The organism is Pseudomonas gingeri (genome assembly GCF_013386165.1).
Lineage (GTDB): Bacteria > Pseudomonadota > Gammaproteobacteria > Pseudomonadales > Pseudomonadaceae > Aquipseudomonas > Aquipseudomonas gingeri_C.
In genome coordinates, this window is sequence record NZ_JACAOS010000018.1 from 581,526 (window position 1) to 606,022 (window position 24,497).

Consider the following 24,497-nt stretch of genomic DNA (forward strand, 5'->3'; position numbering starts at 1 on the left):
CAGCGGCGCTGCTGTTCGTTATGGGCGTTCTACCGGCTTTTGCAAATACGCTTCAATCAGTCTGACTTGCACATCGATCAGGCGAAGTAAGTCATCCATGCTTGCTGCGGATACTTTGAATCCTCTGATGCCCAGCACCAGCCCGCGTGCCAGTTCGTCGCATGAAATTGGCTTTGCGCCCGACGGCGACGATTCATCCAGGATGTGCGCGATAAATGCCATGAAGCGCGCATAGCCCTTCTCGTAAGCCGGATGGCCGACCAGATCGCGCAACTGCGGGTTATTTTGCGATCGCTCAAACGAGGCGACGGACCACATCGCACAGATCTCGCGCAGCTTGTCAGCGAGATTTGGCAGCTCGGCGATGGCGGCGGACATTTTCGTCAGCGTCTGCTCCGTCCAGGTATCGACAACGGCTTCGAGCACCTGCTCCTTATTCTTGAACAGCAGGTAGAGGGCGGGGCGTGACATTGCTGCGGACTCAGCGATGACACCCATCGTCGTGCGTGCAAAACCATGCTGCATAAAAGCGCGTGCGCCAGCGTCTATCGCGCGCGCTCGCTTTGAAGGCTCCGTCATACCAGCTCCAGGACGTTTTTTGACATGATGACGAAAAATGTCAGACTATGCTATCTTGACAAAATTACTTAAATTGTCAGGTTGTCATAGGGGTTTGAAATATGTCCAAAGTTTGGTTTGTAACGGGTGCAGCGCGGGGCTTCGGCAAGCTCTGGGTGACGGCTGCGTTGAAACGCGGAGACAAGGTGGCTGCGACGGCGCGCGATATCGCCAGCCTTGATTCGCTCGTTGGGGAGTTCGGCGGTGCGATCCTGCCTATCGAGCTTGATGTCACCGATCGATCCGCGGTGTTTGCCGCCGTAGCACGGGCAAAGGATGCATTCGGGAGGCTGGATGTTGTGATCAGCAACGCTGGCTATGGCCATCAGGGGGCAATTGAAGAGGCGTCAGAGGATGAGGCCCGTGCTCAGATGGAGACCAATCTGTTTGGCGCCTTGTGGGTCGCCCAGGCGGCGTTGCCAATCCTGCGAGCACAGCAAAGTGGTCATATTATTGCGGTCTCCAGCACCCTCGGGCTTGTCGCTATTCCAAATTTCGGAATCTACCAAGCGTCAAAGTTCGCGGTGGAAGGGCTGTTCGACACGCTGTCACAGGAAGTTTCGCGGTTCGGTGTGAACGTCACCCTAATTGAGCCAAGCGCCTACGCCACCGACTTCACTAGCCCGTCTTCCGCGCGGCATTCCGCTGCGACCGCCACTTACGCTGCCCAGCGCGCAGAACTGGCCGAACACCACAAATCCCTGGATTTCGGCGATCCCACGGCGACCACTGGGGCGATCCTGAAACTGATCGACAGTGCGAACCCTCCGCTTCGACTGCTGTTGGGCGCCGGGGCGCATCCACATGTTTTGCAGGTTTACGAGAGGAGAGTCGCGCAATGGCAAGCCTGGCGTGACACCTCCATAGCGGCACACGGCTAAGGAGCCTCACATGTACCAGAACATAGATGGAAAAGTGGTGGTGATTACCGGCGCCAGCAGCGGGTTGGGCATGGCGACTGCCAGGTTTCTCGCGGGCAATGGCGCCAGGTTGGTCCTGGGCGCGCGCCGCCTTGACCGCCTCCAGGCACTGGCCGTGGAGTTGGGGTTGAACGCAGACGATGTGGTCAAGACCGACGTGACTGATCATTCCCAAGTGCAGGGTTTGGTGGATACGGCTGTCGCCAGATATGGTCGTATTGATGTACTCATCAACAACGCCGGGCTGATGCCTCGATCGTTATTGGAGCTTGGCAAGATCGAGGATTGGAATCAGATGATTGATGTCAATCTCAAAGGCGTGCTCTACGGCATTGCGGCAGCGCTTCCTTACATGAAAGCGCAGAAAAGTGGCCATATCATCAATGTGTCCTCTACTGCCGCCCACGCAGTGCGACCCAACAGTTCGGTGTATGCGGCGACCAAGGCGGCTGTACGGATAATTTCCGAAGGGCTTCGGCAGGAAGTAAAACCCTACAACCTTCGGACCACCGTTATATCGCCCGGCGCGGTTCAATCAGAGCTTCCGCAAAGCATCACCGATCCTGATACGGCCAAGCGCATGCAAGAGTTTTACGATACGTATGCTGTTCCACCAGAAACCTTCGCACGGATGGTAGCCTTTGCAATTAGTCAACCCGACGATGTGGATGTAAACGAAATACTCTTTCGCCCAACTGCTCAGGAAGGTTGACGGTATGAGTAGCCCTTGAAATTTTAGACATCGCAGATGAGCGCTTTTGGCCGATAGCAGACCCACAACCCGCCCCACGAACGAGAAAACTCCTCCCCAGCAGAAACAGGCGTCCCCAGCGCTCAAGCTATAGTGAATAACTCGAACACGCCCACACACCTGATCGAGCCAGCGTGTTCATGTCAAACACCACACAGACATCCAGAATCGTGAGAGAGAGAAATCATGAGCAGGGTATTTGTAAATATCGGACTGAGTCTTGACGGCTATATGACGCCGGAAGGGATGGACATCGAGCACTGGGACACGCCTGAGTACAAGAACTGGGGCGCCAAGTGGGGCGCAATGATGAGCTGGATCCTCAAGCAGCAATACTTCCGCGAGAACCTCAACTTCGGCACCGGCGGAGAGACCGGCCCGGTCAACGATATGCTCCGCGACACCATGCAGCGTGCCGGGGCCAATATCATGGGCAAGCGGATGTTTGACGCCGGCGAGCGAAGTTGGCCCGAGGAGGCTCCGTTTCACACCCCGGTGTATGTGCTTACCCATGAGCCGCGCGAACCCTGGGTCCGGCCGGGTGGCACGACCTTCTATTTCTGCACCGAGGGGCCGGCGAAAGCCCTTGCGCAAGCCCGGGAGGCTGCCGGCGGTCGTGATATTCGTATCTCGGGCGGCGCCGATGTGATCCAGCAATACTTGAACATGGGCGTCATTGACGAGCTGGAAATTGCCCAGGCTCCCGTACTCTTTGGCAGTGGCAGGCGACTGTTCGAAAACCTGCACGAACCAGTGCCGCAGTTTCGAATCGACAAGGTGCTCATGGGGCCCGATGCCACACACCTGCGTTATGTCCGTGCCTGAAGCCGCCTGAACCGACGGCGCTCCAAGTCAGTCCCAAGCGTGGGCGCTGTTCCATGAGAAAGTCGATCAGCGCCGCACCCGGCAGCCACTGGAATGAATTGCAGCTATTAATAGGAAGCATTACTATTCACGCCCCGCCTTCATAGCCCATCGCCATGAATCTCCAGCCACCCCGCAGACCCGGTTTTTTCGAGCATTACGAAGAGTTGATCGGCACCTGGACCCGTCGGCTGAGAAACCGTCAGCAAGCCGAGGACCTGGCCCACGATACCTTTGTGCGGGTGCTGGAAAGCAAGGCTGACACCGTCGAGCAGCCACGGGCCTATCTGCACCAGACCGCGCGCAATATCGCGGTGGATGCCTATCGCCGTGAAGACCGGCGCGGGACCCTGGAACTGGAAGCGATTCATCACAGCGCGCCGCCCACCGGCGACCCGGAGCATTTCATGCACGCCATCCAGCTTGCCGACTCCATCGAGCGGGCCCTGGGCGAGTTGCCCGTCAACTGTCGCAAGGCTTTTGTCTGGCAGAAGATCGAGGGCCTGACCCAGGCGGAGATCGCCGAGCGCCTCGGACTGTCCAAGAACATGGTGGAGAAGTATATGATTCGCACCCTGCGGCATCTGCGCGAGCGCCTGGATGGAGCGGATCAATGAAGAACAAGGCGATGCACATTCCACCCGGACAGGACTTTCCATGATGGATACCCGTGATTGCACACGCGATCCAGCCACGGTTCGCGATGAGGCCGCTACCTGGTTCGTGCGGGTCCAGGAGGCGCCGTTGAGCGCCGGGCAACAGGCCGAGTTCGATGCCTGGCGCCACGAACATCCGCTGCATCAGGATGAGTACGATCTGCTCCAGGGCCTCTGGAGCGCCACCGACCTGCTACCTCCGGCGCGTTTGCAGGCGCTCTGCGACGTGCCGCCGGCGCGGCTCAAACGCCGGCCATTGCTGCGTTATGCGGTGGCTGCCGGCGTGGTGGCAGTCGCCTTGGGCCTGGGCCTGTTCAGCGGCCTGAATCACCCGGCGCCCTATGACGCGACCTTTGCCAGCGTTCTGGGTGAGCGGCGGCATGTGGCCTTGCCCGACGGTTCGATCATCGACCTGAACAGCCGCAGCCGGGTTCGCGTGCATTACCAGCGTGACCGCCGTGAGGTCGAGCTGGAGCAGGGCGAGGCGATGTTCAGCGTCGAGCACGACAGCAGCCGGCCGTTCGTGGTCCAGGCCGGGGTCGGCAAGGTCACGGTCACCGGCACGCGTTTCGATGTGCGCCGCGATCCGGCACAAACCCGGGTGGTGGTGGAGGCGGGCACGGTCAAGGTCCAGGGCCGCGAGGCCGCTGACGATGAGTTTGTCAGCCTCACGGCCGGCCTGGGCACGCGGGTCGACGCCCAGGGCCGGGTCGCGGCGGCCCAGGCGATCAACCTCGAGGAACTGACGGCCTGGCGCAGCGGCAAACTGGTGTTCAACAACGCCAGCCTGGCCGACGTGGTGGCGGAGGTCTCGCGTTACCGGGACAAACCCCTGAGCGTCGCGACCCCGGCGGTGGGCAATCTGCGCCTGACCAGTGTGTTCAAGGTCAATGATACCGACGCCTTGCTCAGGGCCTTGCCGAGCATCCTGCCGGTTGCGGTGAGGAGCCGTGCCGACGGCTCCCAGGAAATAATTGCAAAATAGATTCAGGTTTTTTTCGAGTTCTTCGTCTTCTTGTCCAACTGCAACTGGTTTGCATTAACAGCCGCATACATTTGCGAACAACAGGACAAGGTCAGACGTGAAGAACAACAAACCCACTGCGCTTTACCAGGCGATCCGCAACGCACTGCCCAGCTCCCAGGCCTTTGCCCTGGCCCTGGCGTTCAGTGCCGTTGCTCCCCTGAGCCAGGCGGCTCAGGCGGATGCGGCCATCCATATCCAGGCCCAACCCCTGGCATCGGCCTTGAGCCAGTTGGGTCAGCAAACGTCCCTGCAAGTGTTTTTCAGCCCGCAGTTGGTGGCCGGCAAGCAGGCTCCTGCGGTCGACGGCAACCTGTCGCCGGAAGAAGCCCTGAACGCGCTGCTGCGTGGCAGCGGCCTGGACTATGACCTCAAGGACGGTTCGGTGACCTTGCGCGCGGCTGCCCCGGCCACGGCTGGCGCGCTGGAACTGGCACCCTTGGACGTCAAGGTGGTGGGTGACTGGCTCGGCGATGCCGACCAGGCCATTGTGCAGAACCACCCGGGCGCGCGGACCGTGATCCGCCGCCAGGCGATGGTCGAGCAGGGCGCGATGAACGTGAAAGACGCCCTGCGTACCGTGCCCGGCGTGCAGGTGCAGGAAAACAACGGCACCGGCGGCAGCGATATTTCCCTCAACGTCGGTGTGCGGGGCCTGACGTCCCGTCTGTCGCCACGTTCCACCGTGCTGATCGACGGCGTGCCGGCGGCGTTCGCCCCTTACGGCCAGCCGCAGTTGTCGATGGCCCCGGTGTCGGTCGGTAACCTGGACAGCATCGACGTGGTGCGCGGTGCTGGCTCCGTACGTTATGGACCGCAAAACGTCGGTGGTGTGATCAACTTCGTGACCCGGGCGATCCCGGAGAAGTTTTCCGGTGAGATCGGCAGCACCCTGGAAACCTCGCGCTACGGCGGCGTCAAGCACCTCGACACGGCATTCCTCGGTGGCACCGCGGATAACGGTTTTGGCGCGGCGTTGTTGTACTCCGGCGTGAAGGGCGAGGGCTATCGTGAAAGCAACAATGGCAACGACATCAACGATGTCCTGCTCAAGACCCACTGGGCGCCGACCGACCAGGACGACTTCTCCCTCAACCTGCATTACTACGATGCCAATGCGGACATGCCGGGTGGTCTGACCCAGAAGCAGTACGACGCCAATCCTTACCAGTCGGTGCGTAACTACGACAACTTTACCGGCCGCCGCAAAGATATTTCCTTCAAGTACAAACGGCAGGTGGACGACCAGACCCAGGTCGAAGTGCTGACCTACTACACCGACAGTTTCCGTGGCAGCAATATTGCCGCCCGTGACCTGCAGACCCTCAGCGCCTATCCACGCAGCTACTACACCTTTGGTATCGAGCCGCGGGCTTCCCATGTCTTCGACCTGGGCCCGACCACCCAGGAAGTCAGCGTCGGCTACCGCTACCTCAAGGAAGGTATGCATGAGGCCACCAGCCGCGAGGCTCTGGTCAACAACGTGCCGGTCCTGACCCCGACCTCCGATGGGCATATCTACCAGGACCGCACCGGCGGTACCGAAGCCAATGCCTTCTATATCGATAACAAGATCGATATCGGCAAATGGACCATCACCCCGGGGATCCGCTTCGAGCGCATCAGCAGCAACTGGCATGACCGTCCGGTGCCGGGCACCAATTACGTGCCGGTCCAGGAGAAGTTCCGCAACGTCGACAGCAACGAGCCGCTGCCGGCCCTGAGCGTGATGTACCACATCTCCGATGCGTGGAAAGTCTTCGCCAACTACGAAACGTCCTTCGGCAGCCTGCAATATTTCCAGATTGCCCAGGGCGGCAATGGCAACAGCACGGCCAACGGCCTGCAACCCGAGAAGGCCAAGACCTACGAGCTGGGTACGCGGTATGACAACGGCACCTGGGGCGGCGAGATGACGCTGTTCTACATCGACTTCTCCGATGAGCTGCAATACGTCAGCAACGATGTGGGCTGGACCAACCTGGGCGCCACCGCGCACCGGGGTATCGAAACCTCCGCACATTACAACCTGGCGGACCTCAACCCGGCGCTCGACGGCCTGACCGCGAATGTCGGCCTGACCTACACCAAGGCGACCTCCCAGGGCGATATCCCGGGCTTCAAGGGCCGTGACCTGCCGCTGTACTCGCGGGAAGTGCTGAATGTCGGCCTGCGTTATGCGGTCAATCGCTGGACCTACAACCTCGACGGTTTCGCCCAGTCTTCCCAGCGTGCGCCGGGAACCGGGACCAACGCCGATGGCAGCTTCAACGGCAACTACATCACCACGCCGACCGCTGATGGCCAGTACGGCAACATTCCGGGCTACATGACCTGGGACGTGCGCGGCGCCTATGACTTCGGCGCGCAGCTGTCGAACCTGAAACTGGGGGCGGGGGTGCGTAACGTCTTCGACCAGCAGTACTTCACCCGGTCGAGCGACAACAATGCGGGGATCTACGTGGGTGAGCCACGGACCTTCTTTGTGCAGGCCAGTGTAGGTTTCTGATAGACCCATCCTTGACCCTGGACCAACACGGTCCCTCTGGGAGCCGGCTTGCCGGCGATGGTATCGACGCGGTGTCCTGTTGCACCGCGTCGATGCCATCGCCAGCAAGCCGGCTCCTACAGATTCATGCGATCTCAGGTCCGCAGAGTTCTTCCGCCGACCGCCACCCCCAGCAACATCAGCGCAATCACCATAAAAGCCAGGCTCAACGAACTGGCGTGGGCGATCATGCCGATCGCTGCCGGCCCCGCCAGAATCCCCGCATACCCCAGGGTCGTGACCGCCGGTACGGCGATGCTTTCCGGCATGACCTTCTGTTTGCCCACGGCGGTGTACAGCACCGGCACGATATTCGAGCACCCGGCACCCACCAGCGCATAACCCACCAGGGCCGCTTCCCAGGCCGGCGCCAACGTGGCCAGGGCCAAGCCTGCCGCAGCAGTAATCCCCCCGAACACGATCACTCTTTGCGCCCCCAGGCGCCGCACAATGGCATCGCCGGTCAGCCGTCCGAGCGTCATGGTCAGGGCGAAGGCCGCGTAGCCCAGCCCCGCGTAGGCGTCCTCGACCTGGCGCTCGGCGCTGAGAAACACCGCGCTCCAGTCAAGCATCGCCCCTTCGGCAAGGAACACCACGAAACACAGCAGGCCGATAAACAACACCACGCCATGGGGGACGGCAAACGCCGGCCCCGAGCTTTCACTGCCATAGGGCAGCAGATGCGGGGCGGCCTTGAACAGCGCCGCCAGCAGGAACAGCAGCACCACGCCCATCGCCCCCAGGGGCGACAGCCCCAGGCCCAGCAGCGCGCTGACCCCGGCGGCGCCGGCGATCCCACCGAGGCTGAACAGCCCGTGAAAGCCCGACATCATGGTCTTGCCGCTGGCGCGTTCGACAATCACCGCTTGCAGGTTGACGGTGGAGTCCACCGAGCCGAGCCCGGCGCCGAACAGAAACAGGCTGGCCACCAGCCCCGGGATCGAACTGACCGTGGCCAATAGTGGCAGGGCGATACAGATCAGCACGGTGCCAATGGTCAACACCCGTCGGCAGCCGAAGCGCGAGGCCAGGGTACCGGCCACCGGCATGGCGATGATCGAACCGACCCCGAGGCACAACAGCAACAAACCCAGGGTGCCTTCATCGAGCCCGGCGCGGGCCTTGGCGTAGGGCACCAGTGGCGCCCAGGCGGCGACGCCGAAACCGGCGATAAAGAAGGCGATACGGGTCGACATCTGTTCCAGGCGTCCCGGTTTGACCGGGGCGGGGGCGGTGAGGGCAGTCATGAAGCATCCTTGGCAGGCCGGCAGGCAACAACGTGCAAGGAGCCATCCTTGCACATCGTGTCCGGCGCGGCGAGGCCAAGGACGGGTTTTGTAACCCATCGGTCAGGCTTTGCGGCGGGCATCCAGGCTCAGGCGACCACCACCGAAGGCGACGACTTGCAGCAGGCCGCCGGCCATGGCGATGTTCTTGAAGAAATGGATGAACTGGTTCTGGTCGCCCAGATGATTGTGGAAGGCCAGGGCGGTGGCCACGCTGAACAGCGCCATGACCAGGGCGACGGCACGGGTACGGTAGCCGAGGATCAGCAGCAGGCTGCCGCCGACTTCGACGACGATCGCCGCGAGCAGGGCCAGTTGTGGCAGCGGCAGGCCCGCCGATTCGATGTAGCCGATCATGCCGGACGGGTTGGCGATCTTCGAGAAACCGGAGAGCAGGAAGATCGCGGCGAGCAGGATGCGCCCGGCCAGGGCGATGGCGCCCGAAGCGCTGGCGCTGTCGGTCTGACTGTGGAGAGCGGAGTTGGCGTTGGCGGTGTTGGACATGGCGATAGACCTGTAAGAGCGACGCGACCGACATGGTGCGCCGTAGTGGTGAGCAGTCTGCCATCGGGGTAACGTACGCAATAGCCGAATAATTTCGAGGATCAGGTTCGAAAATTTCGAACATCTTCAGGAGCCAGCCCTATGTCTGCCAATCCCGGCACACCGACCCTCGATCAACTGCGGGTACTGCTGACGGTAGTGGAAGTCGGCAGTTTTGCCGGCGCCGCACGCAAGCTCAGTCGCGCCACCTCGGTAATCAGCTACACCATCGCCAACCTGGAAATGCAGCTCGGTGTGCAGTTGTTCGACCGCACGCTGACCCGCAAGCCACAGCTCACCGACGCCGGGCGCACCGTGCTGGCCGAGGCACGCAGTATCTACAGCGGCGTCGACGGCCTGCGTGCCAAGGTTCGCGGGCTGCTGCAGGGGCTGGAAGCGGAAATCCATCTGGTGGTGGACGTGATGCTTCCGGCCGCGCGCCTGGTGGACGTGCTCAAGGGCTTTCGCGCGCAGTTCCCCACGGTGTTGCTGCACTTGCATGTGGAGGCACTGGGGGCGGTGGCGCAATTGGTCCTGGAGGGACGCGCCAGCCTCGGTGTCAGCGGCTTTTTCAACCGCGGCCTGCCGGGGCTGGATCGGGTCGGGGTGGGCAGCGTCGAATTGATTGCGGTGGCGGCCCCCGAGCACCCGTTGGCACAGGGAGTGAACCTGCCCGGTGCCGGCCGCGACCATGTGCAACTGGTGTTGTCGGATCGCTCGAGCCTGACCCGTAACCAGGAGTTCGGCGTGCTCGGCACCCGCACCTGGCGCCTGGCGGACCTGGGTTCCAAGTTGATGCTGCTGCGTGAGGGGGTGGGCTGGGGCAATATGCCGGCGCCGATGGTGGCCGAGGACCTGGCGAGCGGGCGGCTGGTGCTGCTCGACCTGCCGGACCTGCGGGGCGGTTTCTATGGTTTCGACGCGATCTACCGGGCCGATACGCCGCCGGGGCCGGCGGCGGCGTGGCTGATTGCACGCCTGGTGGCGCAAAGCGAGACGCTGCCCGCCGGGGGCGTCTGAGGCCCGGGGCGTGCCGGCGCTGAGGCCGGCTCGCCAGGCTTGGGTCTCAGCGCAATTGTTCGACGATATCCGCGACGCTGCTGAGCACATCCTTGGCCAGTTGTTTCGAACGCTGGCCGGACCAGCCGGTACGCAGGTCCGGGGCGTCGTCGTTGTCCTTGAAGGGCATTTCCAGGGTCAGCGACAAGCAATCGAAACGTTGTCCGACACTGTTGCAGGCCAGGGTCATATTGGCTTGGCCGGGCAGGCTGCGGGCGTAGCCGTGGGTGGTCTGGAAATCCACGGTCAGCGCGCTCAGGTGACTGCGAAAACGGCTTTCCAGCTCGGCGATACGTGGCGTGTAGCCAGGATTGCCTTCGCAGCCGGCGGTGAAGATGTAGGGGATTTCCTCGTCGCCGTGGATATCCAGGAACAGGTCGACGCCATGCTTGGCCATCTGCTGCTGGACGAACAGGACTTCGGGGCTGATTTCCTGGCTGGCGTTCTGCCAGGCGCGGTTGAGGTCCTGGCCCATGGCGTTGGTGCGCAGATGTCCGTGGAAGGCCCCGTCCGGGTTCATGTTGGGCACCAGATACAGGTCGGCGCGGGCCAGCAGCGCTTGCAGTTCGGCATCGTCCTGTTGTTGCAGGCGCTCGATCAGCCCTTCCATGAACCATTCGGCCATGTGCTCGCCCGGATGTTGCTGGGCGATGATCCAGACCTTGCGTTGACCTTCGGCACCCGTGCCTTTGCGCAGCAGCTGGATGTCCCGGCCTTCGGCACTTTTGCCGACGGCCAGCAGTTCGGTGCCGGCGTGGGTCACGGCCTGTTCGATCAGCCAGTCATGGCGCTCGCGACTGTAGGGTTCGAAGTAGGCGAACCAGACTTGTGCCTGCTCGGCAACGAGGCTGATATGCAGGCTCTCACCGTCGAAACGGGTGTCGGCGCGGAACCAGTTCTGATGATCGTAGGAGGCGACGGCGCGGTAGCCGGTCCAGGCCTTGTTGTAGGAAGACTGGCTGGCATTGCTCAGTTCAAAGGCATAGGTCTCGCCTGGGCGCAGGCCGTCGACCTTGAAATGGAACCACTGGAAATGCTGGCTGCGGGTGTCCGGCTCGATGGCCAGGAGCAGGTGATGCGGGTTGCTGGCGTCCAGTGCCTGGATGTTGCCGCTGTCGAAATCACTGCTGATTTTGAGGGGAGATAGAACCACGGGTGAGTACCTGAAGAGGCTTCTTGTGGTTGCTACTCTACACCTCGATGAGGCATTCGCCGAGGTGTGGGGTCGTGGATGGGTCTGGAGAGGAGGGGGCGTCGTCCCTGACGCCTCTCTAGTCTAGTGCTTATGATATTCATTCTCAAATAAATATCCATGCAACTTCCCTATCGGGGCGAGGGGTATCCGAGGCTTTGATCGGGGCATGTTCCTTTGCTATCATCGTCAGCATTGCGACTGCTCACCAAGACAGCAGCGCACCTGTCTTCATTAGCCTGAAGCCAAGCCCGTGAATAAATCGGGTGCAAAAAAAGACCCGGCAAAAAGCCGGGTCAAAAACCGTGATTAGCCTGATGAGGAGATAATCCAGGAGTCCGACCTAAGGTCTCCGGGGTTATCGACCGATCTCGCGATCAGCTGACTGCAATAATAATCATTATCATTTGCAGGTCAAGTCTTTTCCCGTTCTTCGCGGATATTATTTTTCCCATTCCCTCCCCAGAGCCGGTTTTCCCTGACTACGGCGTGCTGTTCTGTATCTGCACGACGCGGTCCACCAGGGCCTTGGCCATGTCGATCATGTACACCACCGAACCGCCGAGGTCGCGGTTGCCGCCGTTCGCGGCTTCGTAGGCGGCCGCCGCCGCGCAACGCAGCAGGTCCGAGGCCTGGATCATGGCGTCTTCGATATTCAGGTCGTCACGCACGGCAAAGAGTTTATGGGGGTGGGCGTCATCGCTGGTGTTCGCCGCGCAAGTGCTTGTTGAAATGCCTGGTTTCAAATAATAGTCGAGTGCACGTTGGGCGGCGGCGCGATCCTTGAGGGACGTGAGAGGGCTTTTCGAGTCGGTACGGGGGCTTTCTGTCGTGATGGAAGTCATGAGGGGCCTGCCTTTCAGAGGAAGTTCAAGTCAGCTCTTTTAGGATAGTACTATTGGTATTGTGATGTTTGTCATAAACAATACATTTTGTGTATTGAGTGGCGAAGTACTGTCCGTATTGTTCCGTCCATGGATAAATGGATAGCGTTGGTGAAGGCCAAGCTCGAAGAGCTTCGTCTTTCACAGGAAAAACTTGGCGAACGCCTGGACATCACCCAGGGTGGTGTCGGTCATTGGCTGAACAAAAGGCGCAAGCCTGATCTCGTGATGATGAACAAGGTCCTCCAGGCGCTCGGGCTCGGGCACCTGGAGGTGGTCCTGCTGGTGCGCGACCGCGCGGTGGCGACCCAGGCCCCTGAAGAGCAGGACGAGCAGGTCTATGACATCACCTCGGCGTTTCGCTACCCGGTCAGCGACTGGCAGGAGGTGGCCACGTTGCAGGATTCCGCCAGGGGCGAGTACGCCGGGCGTTACGAGGTGACCGACCATTACGCCCCGGCGGCGTTCTGGTTGCAGGTGGTGGGCGATGCGATGACGGCGCCGTTCGGCACCAGCGTGCCCGAGGGCATGATGGTGCTGGTGGACCCGGATCGTGAGGTCGAGGCCGGTAGCCTGGTGATTGCCCGTTTGCACGAGGGTGAGGAAGCGATTTTCCGCCAGTGGATGGAGGAGGCTGGGCAACCCTACCTCAAGCCGCTGAACCCGACCTGGCCGAAGATTCCGGTCGACGAGGATTGCTGTGTGATCGGCGTGGTGGTGCAGGCGACCGCGAAATTCTGAGGGGCGATGTAGGAGCCGGCTTGCTGGCGATGGTATCGACGCGGTCTTCTGTCAGACCGCGTCGCCAGGATCGCCAGCAAGCCGGCTCCTACAGGTTCGTGTTTCAGCACAAAAATTTCGTCTGACCCCAGGCTTCTGTATGGGCGTCGTCGGCTATTCCTGCAATTCCACCAACGCACTGCCTTCGCTGACCATTTCACCTTCCTGGCAATACAACGCCTTGATCACACCCGCCTGGGGCGCGCGGATGCTGTGTTCCATCTTCATCGCTTCCAGCACCACCAACTGGGCCCCGGCCTCGACGCTTTGTCCGACTTCCACCAACACGCGCACGATGCTGCCGTTCATCGGCGCGCTCAGGCCGCCCTGGTGGCCGTGGCCGCTGTCGACGGCGGCAATCGGGTCGAAGCGGGTGATCGTGTGGCACTCGCCCTGCCAGTGCAGATAGAGCCCGTCAGCCCCTCGAATCAGCCGATGCCGCCGGCGCACGCCGGCCTGTTCCGTCGACAGGTATTCGCCGTGCAGTTCAAAGCGGCTCTGCGGCGTCAGGCTGACGGCCCGGTCCTCGCCGTCGCAGCTCAGGTGCACCACGGTTTCCGCCGGCAATCCGCTGCGAAAGCCGTTGCCCCGGGCCCAGGGTGAGGCGGGGTCGTCAGCCCGTACTTCCGGCGCCTGGCTCTGGATGAAGGCCTGGGCGGCCGCCTGCCAGAACTCATCGGTAAGCGCGCCCGGCTCTGGCAACAGGTCTTGCTGGTAACGGGGAATAAAGCCGGTATCCAGTTCGGCGTCAGCAAAGGCCGGATGGGCGATGATCCGCCGCAGGAAACCCAGGTTGGTCTTCAGCCCGCCAATCACGAATTCATCGAGCATCGCCAGCAAACGCAGGCGCGCCTGTTCGCGGGTCTCGCCCCAGGCGATCAGCTTGCCGAGCATCGGGTCGTAGAACGGCGAGACACTGTCGCCCTCGGCCACGCCGCTGTCGACCCGGCGTCCCGCTCCCGGCGCCGACTCGCGATAGAGTTCCAGGCGCCCGGTGGCCGGCAGGAAGTCATTGCCCGGGTCTTCGGCGTACAGGCGCACTTCGATGGCATGGCCGTGCAGCGGCACCTGTTCCTGGGTGATCGGCAGCACCTCGCCGCAGGCCACGCGAATCTGCCAGGCCACCAGGTCGAGGCCGGTAATGGCTTCGGTGACCGGGTGCTCGACCTGCAGGCGGGTGTTCATTTCCATGAAGAAGAAATCGCCACGGGCGTCCAGCAGGAACTCCACGGTGCCGGCACCGACATAGCCGATGGCCTGGGCCGCACGCACCGCCGCTTCGCCCATGGCCTGGCGCAACTGCGGGCTGAGGCCCGGCGCCGGGGCCTCCTCGACGACTTTCTGATGGCGGCGCTGAATCGAGCAGTCGCGCTCGTTGAGGTACAGGCAGTGACCGTGCTGGTCGGCGAACACCTGGATCTCCACATGACGTGGCTTGAGCAGGTATTTCTCCACCAGCATCCGCGAGTCGCCGAAGGACGACTGTGCTTCACGCTGGGCCGAGGCCAGGGCTTCGGCCAGTTGGCTGACGTCCTCGACCACCTTCATGCCCTTGCCGCCGCCCCCGGCGGTGGCCTTGAGCAGCACCGGGTAGCCGATGCGCTCGGCGGCGGCGCGGAAGGTTTCCAGGTCCTGCGCTGAGCCGTGATAACCCGGCACCAGCGGCACTCCGGCCGTCTCCATCAAGGCCTTGGCCGCGGACTTGCTGCCCATGGCATCGATGGCGCTGGCGGGCGGGCCGAGGAACACCAGGCCGGCGGCCTCGATGGCCCGGGCAAAGCCGGCGTTTTCCGAGAGGAAGCCGTAACCGGGGTGGATCGCCTGGGCGCCACTGGCCTGGGCGGCGGCAATCAGTTTGTCGATTTGCAGGTAGCTTTCGGCGGCCTTGCTGCCGCCCAGGTCGACACGGATATCGGCTTCGCGGCTATGCCGGGCGTCACGGTCGATGGCGCTGTGCACGGCCACCGTGGTCAGGCCCAGGGCCTTGGCGGTGCGCATTACCCGGCAGGCGATTTCGCCGCGATTGGCCACCAGGATGGAAGTGATCAGCGGTGCGTTCATCAGCGCGACTCCTTGGCGATGGACTCGGCCTGCCAGCTCGGCGGGCGTTTTTGCAGAAAGGACCGCAGGCCTTCCTGGCCTTCGGCGCTGACGCGAATGCGGGCAATGGCGTTTTCGCAATAACGGCGCCGCGCCGGGCTGAGTTCGCCGCTACCCATTTCCCGCAGCAGTTCCTTGCTCACGCGCATCGCTTGCGGGCTGTTGAGCAGCAGATTGTCGATCCAGGCCGTGACCTGTTGGTCCAGCTCGCTGGCCAGGCAGGTTTCGGACAACAGGCCCAGCTCGCGGGCGCGCAGGCCGCTGAAACGTTCGGCGGTCAGGGCATAGCGGCGGGCGGCGCGTTCACCGATGGCCTGGACCACGAACGGGCTGATCACCGCCGGGGCCAGGCCGATACGCACTTCCGAGAGGCAGAATTGTGCATCCTCGGCACCGATGGCCATGTCACAGGCGCTGATCAGGCCGAGGGCGCCGCCGTAGGCCGCGCCCTGGACCACGGCCAGGGTCGGGATTTTCAGCTTGGCCAGGTTGTACATCAGCTCGGCCAGTTCACGGGCGTCGTCGAGGTTGGTGGCGTAGTCGAGTTGGGCCGATTGCTGCATCCACGCCAGGTCGGCGCCGGCGCTGAAATGCCGGCCACGGCCGCGCAGCACCAGAAAGCGCACGGTGGGGGTGGCCTGGACCTTTTCCAGCGCGAGGATCAGTTCGCGGATCATTTCGGCGTTGAAGGCGTTGTTCTTTTCTTCGCGGTTGAGCCAGAGGGTGGCAAAGCCCCGTGGATCAATCTGCAGTTGCAGGGTGTTGAAATCAGTCATCTCGGTTCACTCCGGTGGGAGAGCTGCAGCGTTGGTTCGATCGCTATCGCCAGCAAGCCGGCTCCTACAGTCCTGCGCTGCCGCAGATATTGGCGGGTCAGCACAATCCCGTGGGAGCCAGCAAGCCGGCTCCTACGGTCCTGCGCTGCCGCGGATATTGACGGGTCAGCACAATCCTGTAGGAGCCGGCTTGCTGGCGATGGGGCCATCCGGATCACATCCGGAACACGCCGAAGCGGCTCGGTTCGATGGGCGCATTGAGCGAGGCGGACAACGCCAGTGCCAACACATCGCGGGTCTGGGCCGGGTCGATGACACCGTCGTCCCACAACCGGGCACTGGAGTAGTACGGGTGCCCCTGGTGTTCGTACTGGTCGAGGATCGGCTGCTTGATCTCGGCTTCCTGTTGCGCCGAAAAGCTTTCGCCATTGCGCTCGTGTTGCTCGCGCTTGACCTGCACCAGCACTCCGGCCGCCTGCTCGGCGCCCATCACACCGATCCGCGCGTTCGGCCACATCCACAGGAAGCGCGGGTCATAGGCGCGTCCGCACATGCCGTAGTTACCGGCGCCGAAGCTGCCGCCGATGATCACGGTGAATTTCGGCACCTTGGCGCAGGCCACCGCGGTGACCAATTTGGCGCCATGCTTGGCGATACCGCCGGCCTCGTACTTCTGGCCGACCATGAACCCGGTGATGTTCTGCAGGAACAGCAACGGGATACCGCGCTGGCAGGCCAGCTCGATAAAGTGCGCGCCCTTCTGCGCGGCTTCGGCGAACAGGATGCCGTTGTTCGCCAGGATCGCGATGGGATAACCGTGCAGGTGGGCAAAGCCACAGACCAGGGTGGTGCCGAACAGCGCCTTGAATTCATCGAAGAGCGAGTCGTCCACCAGCCGGGCGATGACCTCACGCACGTCGAAGGGCTGCTTGGCATCGGCGGGAATCACCCCGTACAACTCCTCGACGGCAAAGCGCGGGGCAATCGGCGTGCGTTGTTGCAGTTCGCCGAGCTTGCGCCAGTTGAGGTTGGCGACGCTGCGCCGGGCCAGGGCCAGGGCGTGTTCATCGTTCTCGGCGTAATGGTCGGCGACGCCGGAGACCTTGCAGTGCACATCGGCACCGCCGAGGTCCTCGGCGCTGACCACTTCACCGGTGGCGGCTTTCACCAGCGGCGGGCCGGCGAGGAAGATGGTCGCCTGCTGGCGGACCATGATCGCTTCGTCGGCCATCGCCGGCACGTAGGCGCCGCCGGCGGTGCAGGAGCCCATGACCACGGCGATCTGCGGGATGCCCATGGCGCTCATGTTGGCCTGGTTGAAGAAGATCCGCCCGAAATGTTCGCGGTCCGGGAACACTTCATCCTGGCGCGGCAGGTTGGCGCCGCCGGAGTCCACCAGGTAGATGCACGGCAGGCGATTCTGCTGGGCGATGGTCTGGGCGCGCAGGTGCTTTTTCACCGTCAGCGGGTAGTAGGACCCACCTTTGACCGTGGCATCGTTGGCCACGATCATGCATTCGACGCCTTCGACGCGGCCGATCCCGGCAATCACCCCGGCGGCGGGAACGTCTTCGCCATAAACCTCATAGGCCGCCAACTGGCTGATTTCCAGGAAGGGCGAACCGGGATCGAGCAGGCGGTTGATCCGCTCGCGCGGCAGCAGCTTGCCCCGCGAGGTATGCCGTTCCTGGGCTTTCGGCCCGCCGCCTTGCTGGACTTGGGCGAGCAGGGTGCGCAGGGCCACGACCTGTTCGAGCATCGCCGCGTGGTTGTCGGCGAACTCCGCCGAACGCGGATTGAGTTGCGTGTGAAGGATCATGGGCTTGCTCCGCAAGTAGCTGCGAGCTGTGAGCTACAAGCTGCAAGCGCGGAGTGCGTGCTCTTGCTTGCAGCTTGAAGCTTGCGGCTCGTAGCTGTTTTTATTCCGTTTCTTTGAACAGTTCGCGGCCGATCAGCATGCGACGGATCTCGCTGGTGCCTGCGCCGATTTCATACAGCTTGGCGTCGCGCAGCAGGCGCCCGGCGGGGAACTCGTTGATGTAGCCGTTGCCGCCGAGGATCTGGATCGCGTCGAGGGCCATCTGGGTCGCGCGCTCGGCGCTGTAGAGAATCACCCCGGCGGCGTCCTTGCGGGTGGTTTCACCGCGTTCGCAGGCCCGGGCCACGGCATAGAGGTAGGCGCGGCTGGCGTTGAGCTGGGTGTACATATCGGCGACCTTGCCCTGGATCAGCTGGAACTCGCCGATGCTCTGGCCGAATTGCTTGCGGTCATGGATGTAGGGCAGCACCAGGTCGAGGCAGGCCTGCATGATCCCGGTCGGGCCGCCGGAAAGCACCACGCGCTCGTAGTCGAGGCCGCTCATCAGCACCTTCACGCCGCCGCCCAGCACGCCGAGAATATTTTCTTCCGGCACTTCGACGTCATCGAAGAACAATTCGCAGGTATTGGAGCCGCGCATGCCCAGTTTGTCGAACTTGTTGCTGCGGCTGAAGCCTTTCCAGTCGCGCTCGACGATAAAAGCGGTGATGCCGTGGGCGCCTTTCTCCAGATCGGTCTTGGCATAGATCACGTAGGTGTTGGCGTCGGGGCCGTTGGTGATCCAGGTCTTGCTGCCGTTGAGCACGTAGTGGTCGCCACGCTTGTCGGCGCGTAGTTTCATCGAGACCACGTCGGAGCCGGCGTTGGGTTCGCTCATGGCCAGGGCGCCGATATGTTCGCCGCTGATCAGCTTGGGCAGGTAGCGGGTTTTCTGGGCGTGGTTGCCGTTGCGGTTGATCTGGTTGACGCAGAGGTTGGAGTGGGCGCCGTAGGAGAGGGCGACCGAGGCCGAGCCCCGGCTGATTTCTTCCATCGCCAGCACATGGGCCAGATAGCCGAGGCCGGCGCCGCCGTATTCTTCCGCCACGGTGATGCCGAGCAGGCCCATATCGCCGAACTTGCGCCACATGTCGGCGGGGAACAGGTTGTCCACGTCGATTTGCGCGGCCCGTGGCGCCAGCTCCCGGGCGACGAAGGTCTGGACCTGGTCGCGGAGCATGTCGAGGGTTTCGCCGAGGTCGAAGTTCAGGGTCGGATAGCTCATGGGGCACCTTTTGTTATGGGTTGAGCAAGGTGTGGGGGATAGTTTGTTTACCTTTACGTTAACGTAAGCTTGGTGGGGCTGAGTGTCAAGCCGGTCAGTTAAGGCCAATCTCAAGTCTGGCCGAAATTTGTGGTGAGCGGGCTTGCCCGCGCTGGGGCGCGAAGCGCTCCTGAAATCGGCAATCGCGGCCTATCAGACAGACCTGGATGGTCGGTTTTGCGACTGCTTCGCAGCCGAGCGCGGGCAAGCCCGCTCGCCACAGGCTTCGGCGGACTCAAGAGCGGTCTTGCCCTCTTCGCACCTCAGCGCGCCAGCCCGTGCTCTTGCAACGCCGCAGCGGTCAGGCGTTCCATTTCGTCGCTGTGCTCACGGGCGATGGCTTCGTAGAGGGCCTGGTATTCGGCGTCCGTCATGGGCTGGGCAAACACCTCCTGCTCGGACTTGCCCAGTGTGCTGGCCGAGGCTTTCATGACGGCTTGCAGCCTGCTCTTTTCCTCCTCGGACAGGTTGCCATTGTTGAACCAGCGTTCCTGTGCCGATTGCAGGTCCAGCAAGGCGTCGCTCTTGGCATTGCGCAGCGCCTCTTTCTCGCTGAGTTCCTGCAGATATTGAATCTCCAGGTAATCCTTCCAGAATTCCTGACTGAGGATCTGGCTGACCGTATCCATGGGTTGGCGCTCCTGCTCGAGGATGGCCTGATAAGCGGCTTCCAGCTGGTCCTGGGTCACCCCGGCAATTGCGCCGTAATGCATTTTCGAGGCCTGCCAGGGCAGTTCCAGGCGTTCCCCCAGACCGATGCGAAAGGCCAGGTAGACTTCCGCTTCATCGGGACGCCGGCCCGCGGCCTTGCGTGTATTGATCAGGTCCCGGGCCTTGGCGTTGACGCGATCCAGGCGCGACTTGCCTTTCGCCAGTTGCAGCAGTTTCGCCTCGACCTTGCCGGCGTCCGGCTCTTCGTAGGCTTCGTACAGCAACACGTCGAGGCCCATGTCGCTGAACGCCACGGCGATGCCGTCGGCACAGGCGTCCGATTGCGGGGCGTTGGCCTTGGCGAAGAGTTTCTCGCGCAGTGCGGTGTCCTTGACCGCGCCATTGACCATGCGCCTGACCTTGTCGATCAGTTTCGGCCGAGCGATATCATCGCCATAGTCGGCCGACTCCCTCAGATCGCCAATCACCCGGAAAAACGCTTCGGACTGCTCGACCGGTTCCTCGGCGGCCAGGCCCAGCCAGGCGTTGCGAAAGTCCTCCTGGGCCTTGTCGTCGAGCCCCGGCAGCCAGGCCAGTTCGTCACGTGAGATGGGGTCGCGCGCGCCATGCGGGCTGTGCGCCGGCGAGTCGTAGCCGTAGCCGCTGGCGTCCGAATCCGAGTCCGAATCGGCCGGTATGTCCAGCCCCAGGTCGATCTCGGTTTCCCTGTAGTAGTCCAGGGCATCATCGAAATAGTCCGTTGCTATGGGGTTGTGGTAGAGGTTGATAGCACTGGCGATGCGTTGTCCGTCCACGCTGGTGTCCAGGACGGCGGCGGGGATGGTGGTCAGCCGGTTCGAACTCAGGTCCAGACGAGCCAATTCCGGCAGGTTCAGGAAGCCGGTCGGCCAATGGGTGAGCCCGGTGTTGCGCAGCTCGATATGGATCAGCGCGGTCATCGCGCTGAAATCCGGGGTACGGCCCAGGGTCCGGTTGCTGGACAGGTCCAGATACTTCAGGTGGGTCAGGCCGGACAGCAGGGTGGCCGTTTCCTCGGTCAGGACAATACTGTGGGCGCTTAGGTTAAGGCGGGTCAGTCCGGACATCGAGCCCAGCGCCGGCGGAATCTCGGTCAGGTTCCCGCCGCTGATGGACAGGTGTTGCAGCTGGGGGAAACCCTCGAGAAACGGGTTCAGTCCCTCGGTGGTCTCAGGACGGGACAGGCTCATGAACACTTTTGTGACATGGCTGAAGTCGGCCGACAGGATCGGCAGCCGGGTGCCCTGGTCGAAAATTACGAAGTTGAGTTGGAAGCCTTGCGCGGAGCTGCCCTGGTAGGGGTCCCGGCGCCAGCATTGCTTGATCGCCCGGGCAATATAGCTCCGGATAACCACGCCCTCTTGGGGATCCGGCGGATTGTCGACCCAGGCTTCGAGCTCCGTGCACAAGGTGTTGTACTCGCTTTCCAGTGCTTCGAGGCGTTGCACCGCCGCGCCTTCGTTCAGGCCCCGGATGTCGAGAAACTCCTCCACATCGCGCCATTCATGGGCGGGGTAAAGGCGTTGGGCAAGATCGGTGAAGGCCGTGGAGCGTGTACCCGGGATTCTTTCTGTCGGCTCGGGGCCGGCGGCAGAGGTGCTGGGGCGGCGGGCGGCCAGGCGCATGGGTGGCGTTTCGTTGGGCTTGGTGGGGGGCAGGCCGAGGAGCTTCTCCATTTCCTTGCGCGGCGGCAATGGCTGACTAAGCACGGTCTGCTTCAGGTCGGCGGCTTGATTGGGGTTGGGAAAACCCAGGGCCTTGCGCTCCGTATCGGGCAGGGCGTGCAAGACGCTGCTGTACAGAGTGTCCGGGCCGTGGAGTTCCTGGCCGAGGGCGTCATGGGCCTCGTACTGGTTCGCGCTTTTGACCAGTACCTTGCGAATCGGTGCCTGCTCCGTGCCAAGGCTGTCGAGCAATGACCCGCTGAAATAGGGCTCGCGTATTTCCAGGCGAACCTGGTCCGACCAGCCCGGCAGCTTGCCGATCTGGCTCAGGATCAGCTTGTCGGTATCGGGGTTGCTCGTCGCATCGAGATACAGTCCTTCGCGGGTTCGTGCCAGGAGCAGGTTGCGGCTGTAATAACGGGCTTCCTCAGCCAGTCGCAACGGCACGCGCTTGGCGTTGAGCAGGAGCTGCCGCTCGGCCGGATCGGCGTTTCGCGCCAACTCATCGGCGATGGGCGTCGACAGATCCGGAAATGCCTTGTGGATCACCGCAACGGCCGGGTCGTTGCTCTGGGTGCGGTAGCTGTAGTGGGAATCGAACAGGGCCGTGCGGCGACTTACTGCCTCTTTTGCGAGTTTTTGCCTGAGGGTCGCGGTACGCGCATCCAGGCTGATGGGGCCGGTGCCGAAGTCTTCGGCCAGCAAGCTGCGGATTTCGGTCTCGTCGAGGTTTTCCAGGACCTTGCGCAGCAGTTGGTTGGCATTCAGTCCAGGCCAGCTCAGGTCGATGCGCTGCAACCTTTGCACCTGGCCGGCGGGGTACTCCTTCAACGGGGCGCCGTGGCGGTCGAGTAAACGCAGGACTTTCGAGGACGGCCAGACCCGATCGCTGGTGAGCAACTGCATCTCCATGTGCAGTTCATCCAGGGAGCCATTTGATACGCCACCGGCCTGCAAGCGCTGCGCCAGACGTTTGAGGTCCTGGTCGAGCTTGAAGCGCGTCACGCTGTCTTCGAGCAGGGCCGGAGGCGGTTCCTGGTCCAGGTGCAGCCGACGCAGGATGCCGTCGTCGACCTCGCTCAGTTGCATGACCTTTTGCGCGGAGGCCGGGTCCAGGCTGGCCGCATCCGGCCCCAGCCGGGAAAACAGTTGCGGTTGTTGCCACTGCAAGGGTTGCTCGAACTCATGCAGCCAGGCGCCCTTGCCGTTGTGATGGACCAGAGGTGCGTAGGCATCGGGGTTGCTCGGGTGTTGCAGGTGGAAGCGCCTGGCGGTGGCGCCGGGGCTGATCCGGTAATGGCGACCGTTGAGATCCAGGTAGGTCTTGCCCTGATGCTGGAAGAGCCCCGTGGCATCGGCTTTCGGCTCCGAGGTGTCGGGCAGTGTGTGTTCATAAGGGCCCAGGTCGGGTTTCCACAGGGCCTGCCTGCCTTGCGTTGACTTGATCGGCTTGAGCCCTTCGATAAACGACGCACCTTCGACGTCCCTGGCCAGCATGGCTCCTGCTCCGAGCAGCTCGACGTTCAGCAGCACGGCGATAAAACCGAGCACCGCCTGCATTTTCTCGTCATGGCGCCATTCTTCGATGCCGTTGTAGAACTGCACGATCATTTGCGCGGCGGCGACCGCAAGCATCGCCTCGCCGAGGCCGGGTACCAGGAACAACAGGTTGATGCCCCAGTTCAGCAACGAATGCAGGCGCGCGCTACGGGTCTTCTTGTCCTCGTCGTCCGTGGGCACTGCGCTGACACGGGCATCGTCGAGTTTTTTGATTGTCAGCAGGCCGCAGAATTCGTCGAAAGGATTGTCGCCCAGCGAGCTTCTTTCCAGGCGCAGATTGGCTTGCGCAGCTGGCTTGCGCCGGCCGCTGACAGGGTCGAGCGGATTCAGGCAATCGTCGAGGGCATTGAAGAAGGCCGGTTGCGTGCGCAGGTGCAGGTAACGCTTGAAGAATGCCTGCTGGGTTTTATCCCGCAGACGCTCCCTGAGTTCGTCGTGGAAGGCGCTGAACGACGGGTAGCGCTTGATGGCCTGTTGCGGATCGCCCGACAGGTAGACCACGCAGGGCGGGTTCCTGCTGCCGGCGGGAACGCTGGGTTCGATCAGCATGACACCCTTGAGCAACGTACCCCAGGCACCACTGCCGGCGTTCGGGAAGTCGAGCATGTTCAGGGAGTAGCAACGCACCGGACGGCTGTCCCAAAGGGGCGTCTGCGTCGGGTCGAGCAGGCTTTGCAGCATCCGGTAAGCCGATTGATCCAGGTGGCCCTTGATCCGGGCGATTTCCGTGTGGACCGCCAGATCGTCGCGCACCTGCTGCTCGAAGAGCACACTGTAGGGGTCGTATGGGTATGAGCGGCTTCGCCAGGTGCGCAGGAGAAAATGTTCGACGTGTTGCTTGTATTGGCCGCCGAGGTCGAGCTGGCGACAGACGGCGGCGAAGTTCGCCGGCGTGATGGGTCTTTTCAGGTCCGCGGTACTTTTACGCAGGATGGCCGAGCCGTAGTCGAAACCGAATGGGCCGGTTTCGCTGCTTTCGAAGTTCTGCAGGGCGGCTTGCAGCAGGCTCTGCACGACGCTGCTCTCCTGGCGCGGGGTGCCGAGGGTGGCGGCGGCGAGGATATGCACATGCTTGAGTTGGTCGTGGTGAATGTCCAGGCCCGGGCCGTAGTGGTCGTCCAGAGCCTTGGACAGTAGCGGGGCGGCAAAGTCCTTGATGCTCTTGAAACCTTCCAGGTAACCCGCCAGTGCGGTTTTGGAGGTCTGGCTCTGCTTGAGCCGCGTGGCGAATACCTGGCGTCGTTCGAGGGAGGCCTGGGTCAGCCACGACGGCAGTTGCTTGAGGAGCAGGCGATGATTGCGGGTTGATCGTAACGGTGTGCCGGGGGCGGAAAGTGGCGGTTGCTGGGTACTCATGAGCATCAACTTTTTCCGTGGATAAGGTCTTCAGCTTATGCCGAATACTTGCCGGTAAAAGTTTAAAAAGTTGAGTTAAATCAGTTGGTTAGTATCGGATATTT

Annotated in this window: 18 protein-coding genes; 8 read left to right on the forward strand and 10 right to left on the reverse strand. The window is 62.5% G+C overall.

Annotated features, from left to right (window positions below; translation table 11 throughout):
- Positions 1-18: 18 nt before the first annotated feature.
- Positions 19-579 (reverse strand): TetR/AcrR family transcriptional regulator, encoded by a 561-nt coding sequence (locus HX866_RS24140; protein ID WP_177095184.1) that lies wholly within the window; start codon positions 577-579, stop codon positions 19-21.
- A gap of 101 nt (positions 580-680) precedes the next feature.
- On the opposite strand from HX866_RS24140, the gene HX866_RS24145 reads away from it, so the two are divergent.
- The 6 genes from HX866_RS24145 (at position 681) to HX866_RS24170 (ending at position 7,342) form a co-directional block, all read left to right on the forward strand.
- Positions 681-1,499, forward strand: coding sequence for an SDR family NAD(P)-dependent oxidoreductase (locus HX866_RS24145; RefSeq protein ID WP_177095186.1), 819 nt, complete (start codon positions 681-683; stop codon positions 1,497-1,499).
- Between the two features lie 10 nt (positions 1,500-1,509).
- Positions 1,510-2,250 carry an SDR family oxidoreductase gene (locus HX866_RS24150; RefSeq protein ID WP_177095188.1) on the forward strand — a complete coding sequence of 247 codons (741 nt, stop codon included), beginning with the start codon at positions 1,510-1,512 and terminating at the stop codon, positions 2,248-2,250.
- Positions 2,251-2,475: 225 nt separating this feature from the next.
- Positions 2,476-3,114 carry a dihydrofolate reductase family protein gene (locus tag HX866_RS24155; protein ID WP_177095189.1) on the forward strand — a complete coding sequence of 213 codons (639 nt, stop codon included), beginning with the start codon at positions 2,476-2,478 and terminating at the stop codon, positions 3,112-3,114.
- Between the two features lie 155 nt (positions 3,115-3,269).
- Positions 3,270-3,770 (forward strand): sigma-70 family RNA polymerase sigma factor, encoded by a 501-nt coding sequence (locus HX866_RS24160; RefSeq protein WP_177095192.1) that lies wholly within the window; start codon positions 3,270-3,272, stop codon positions 3,768-3,770.
- Positions 3,771-3,810: 40 nt separating this feature from the next.
- Positions 3,811-4,794: a FecR family protein gene (locus tag HX866_RS24165; protein ID WP_177095194.1), complete on the forward strand. Its 984-nt coding sequence runs from the start codon at positions 3,811-3,813 to the stop codon at positions 4,792-4,794.
- A gap of 97 nt (positions 4,795-4,891) precedes the next feature.
- Positions 4,892-7,342, forward strand: a complete 2,451-nt coding sequence (locus HX866_RS24170) for a TonB-dependent siderophore receptor (protein WP_371319282.1) — start codon at positions 4,892-4,894, stop codon at positions 7,340-7,342.
- 134 nt (positions 7,343-7,476) lie between these two features.
- Here HX866_RS24170 and HX866_RS24175 read toward each other — a convergent pair whose 3' ends face one another.
- Together HX866_RS24175 and HX866_RS24180 are read right to left on the reverse strand one after the other, a co-directional pair.
- Complete coding sequence (locus tag HX866_RS24175; protein ID WP_177095196.1) at positions 7,477-8,628, reverse strand: MFS transporter; 1,152 nt, start codon at positions 8,626-8,628, stop codon at positions 7,477-7,479.
- Between the two features lie 102 nt (positions 8,629-8,730).
- Positions 8,731-9,171 (reverse strand): DoxX family protein, encoded by a 441-nt coding sequence (locus HX866_RS24180; RefSeq protein ID WP_177095198.1) that lies wholly within the window; start codon positions 9,169-9,171, stop codon positions 8,731-8,733.
- A 141-nt stretch (positions 9,172-9,312) separates the two neighbouring features.
- Between HX866_RS24180 and HX866_RS24185 the strand changes: the two genes are divergently transcribed.
- Positions 9,313-10,230: a LysR family transcriptional regulator gene (locus HX866_RS24185; protein WP_177095200.1), complete on the forward strand. Its 918-nt coding sequence runs from the start codon at positions 9,313-9,315 to the stop codon at positions 10,228-10,230.
- 46 nt (positions 10,231-10,276) lie between these two features.
- Here HX866_RS24185 and HX866_RS24190 read toward each other — a convergent pair whose 3' ends face one another.
- On the reverse strand, positions 10,277-11,422 hold the full coding sequence (locus tag HX866_RS24190; protein ID WP_177140526.1) for a M14 family metallopeptidase: 1,146 nt from the start codon (positions 11,420-11,422) through the stop codon (positions 10,277-10,279).
- A 521-nt stretch (positions 11,423-11,943) separates the two neighbouring features.
- Positions 11,944-12,306 carry a DUF6124 family protein gene (locus HX866_RS24195; RefSeq protein WP_177095204.1) on the reverse strand — a complete coding sequence of 121 codons (363 nt, stop codon included), beginning with the start codon at positions 12,304-12,306 and terminating at the stop codon, positions 11,944-11,946.
- Positions 12,307-12,435: 129 nt separating this feature from the next.
- On the opposite strand from HX866_RS24195, the gene HX866_RS24200 reads away from it, so the two are divergent.
- Entirely contained in the window at positions 12,436-13,086 is a 651-nt protein-coding gene (locus tag HX866_RS24200; RefSeq protein ID WP_177105494.1) for a LexA family protein, read from the forward strand.
- Between the two features lie 153 nt (positions 13,087-13,239).
- Here HX866_RS24200 and HX866_RS24205 read toward each other — a convergent pair whose 3' ends face one another.
- The 5 genes from HX866_RS24205 to HX866_RS24225 form a co-directional block, all read right to left on the reverse strand.
- Positions 13,240-15,186, reverse strand: a complete 1,947-nt coding sequence (locus HX866_RS24205; protein ID WP_177140527.1) for an acetyl/propionyl/methylcrotonyl-CoA carboxylase subunit alpha — start codon at positions 15,184-15,186, stop codon at positions 13,240-13,242.
- Positions 15,186-16,001, reverse strand: coding sequence for a gamma-carboxygeranoyl-CoA hydratase (locus HX866_RS24210; RefSeq protein ID WP_177140528.1), 816 nt, complete (start codon positions 15,999-16,001; stop codon positions 15,186-15,188). The genes HX866_RS24205 and HX866_RS24210 overlap by 1 nt, the downstream gene beginning before the upstream one ends.
- 214 nt (positions 16,002-16,215) lie before the next feature.
- Positions 16,216-17,820: a carboxyl transferase domain-containing protein gene (locus tag HX866_RS24215; RefSeq protein ID WP_177140529.1), complete on the reverse strand. Its 1,605-nt coding sequence runs from the start codon at positions 17,818-17,820 to the stop codon at positions 16,216-16,218.
- 100 nt (positions 17,821-17,920) lie between these two features.
- The gene (locus HX866_RS24220; protein ID WP_177140530.1) at positions 17,921-19,084 is read right to left on the reverse strand and encodes an isovaleryl-CoA dehydrogenase; all 1,164 of its coding nucleotides are present in this window, start codon (positions 19,082-19,084) and stop codon (positions 17,921-17,923) included.
- Positions 19,085-19,386: 302 nt separating this feature from the next.
- A complete protein-coding gene (locus tag HX866_RS24225; RefSeq protein ID WP_256344988.1) occupies positions 19,387-24,399 on the reverse strand; it encodes a dermonecrotic toxin domain-containing protein in 5,013 nt (1,670 codons plus the stop codon).
- Positions 24,400-24,497 lie beyond the last annotated feature (98 nt).

Coding starts and splice junctions, on each gene's coding strand:
- HX866_RS24205 (WP_177140527.1), bottom strand. CDS start 15,186: ATGAACGCACCGCTGATCACTTCCATCCTGGTGGCCAATCGCGGCGAA.
- HX866_RS24150 (WP_177095188.1), top strand. CDS start 1,510: ATGTACCAGAACATAGATGGAAAAGTGGTGGTGATTACCGGCGCCAGC.
- HX866_RS24215 (WP_177140529.1), bottom strand. CDS start 17,820: ATGATCCTTCACACGCAACTCAATCCGCGTTCGGCGGAGTTCGCCGAC.
- HX866_RS24185 (WP_177095200.1), top strand. CDS start 9,313: ATGTCTGCCAATCCCGGCACACCGACCCTCGATCAACTGCGGGTACTG.
- HX866_RS24210 (WP_177140528.1), bottom strand. CDS start 16,001: ATGACTGATTTCAACACCCTGCAACTGCAGATTGATCCACGGGGCTTT.
- HX866_RS24145 (WP_177095186.1), top strand. CDS start 681: ATGTCCAAAGTTTGGTTTGTAACGGGTGCAGCGCGGGGCTTCGGCAAG.
- HX866_RS24200 (WP_177105494.1), top strand. CDS start 12,436: ATGGATAAATGGATAGCGTTGGTGAAGGCCAAGCTCGAAGAGCTTCGT.
- HX866_RS24225 (WP_256344988.1), bottom strand. CDS start 24,399: ATGCTCATGAGTACCCAGCAACCGCCACTTTCCGCCCCCGGCACACCG.
- HX866_RS24155 (WP_177095189.1), top strand. CDS start 2,476: ATGAGCAGGGTATTTGTAAATATCGGACTGAGTCTTGACGGCTATATG.
- HX866_RS24160 (WP_177095192.1), top strand. CDS start 3,270: ATGAATCTCCAGCCACCCCGCAGACCCGGTTTTTTCGAGCATTACGAA.
- HX866_RS24175 (WP_177095196.1), bottom strand. CDS start 8,628: ATGACTGCCCTCACCGCCCCCGCCCCGGTCAAACCGGGACGCCTGGAA.
- HX866_RS24180 (WP_177095198.1), bottom strand. CDS start 9,171: ATGTCCAACACCGCCAACGCCAACTCCGCTCTCCACAGTCAGACCGAC.
- HX866_RS24195 (WP_177095204.1), bottom strand. CDS start 12,306: ATGACTTCCATCACGACAGAAAGCCCCCGTACCGACTCGAAAAGCCCT.
- HX866_RS24165 (WP_177095194.1), top strand. CDS start 3,811: ATGATGGATACCCGTGATTGCACACGCGATCCAGCCACGGTTCGCGAT.
- HX866_RS24140 (WP_177095184.1), bottom strand. CDS start 579: ATGACGGAGCCTTCAAAGCGAGCGCGCGCGATAGACGCTGGCGCACGC.
- HX866_RS24220 (WP_177140530.1), bottom strand. CDS start 19,084: ATGAGCTATCCGACCCTGAACTTCGACCTCGGCGAAACCCTCGACATG.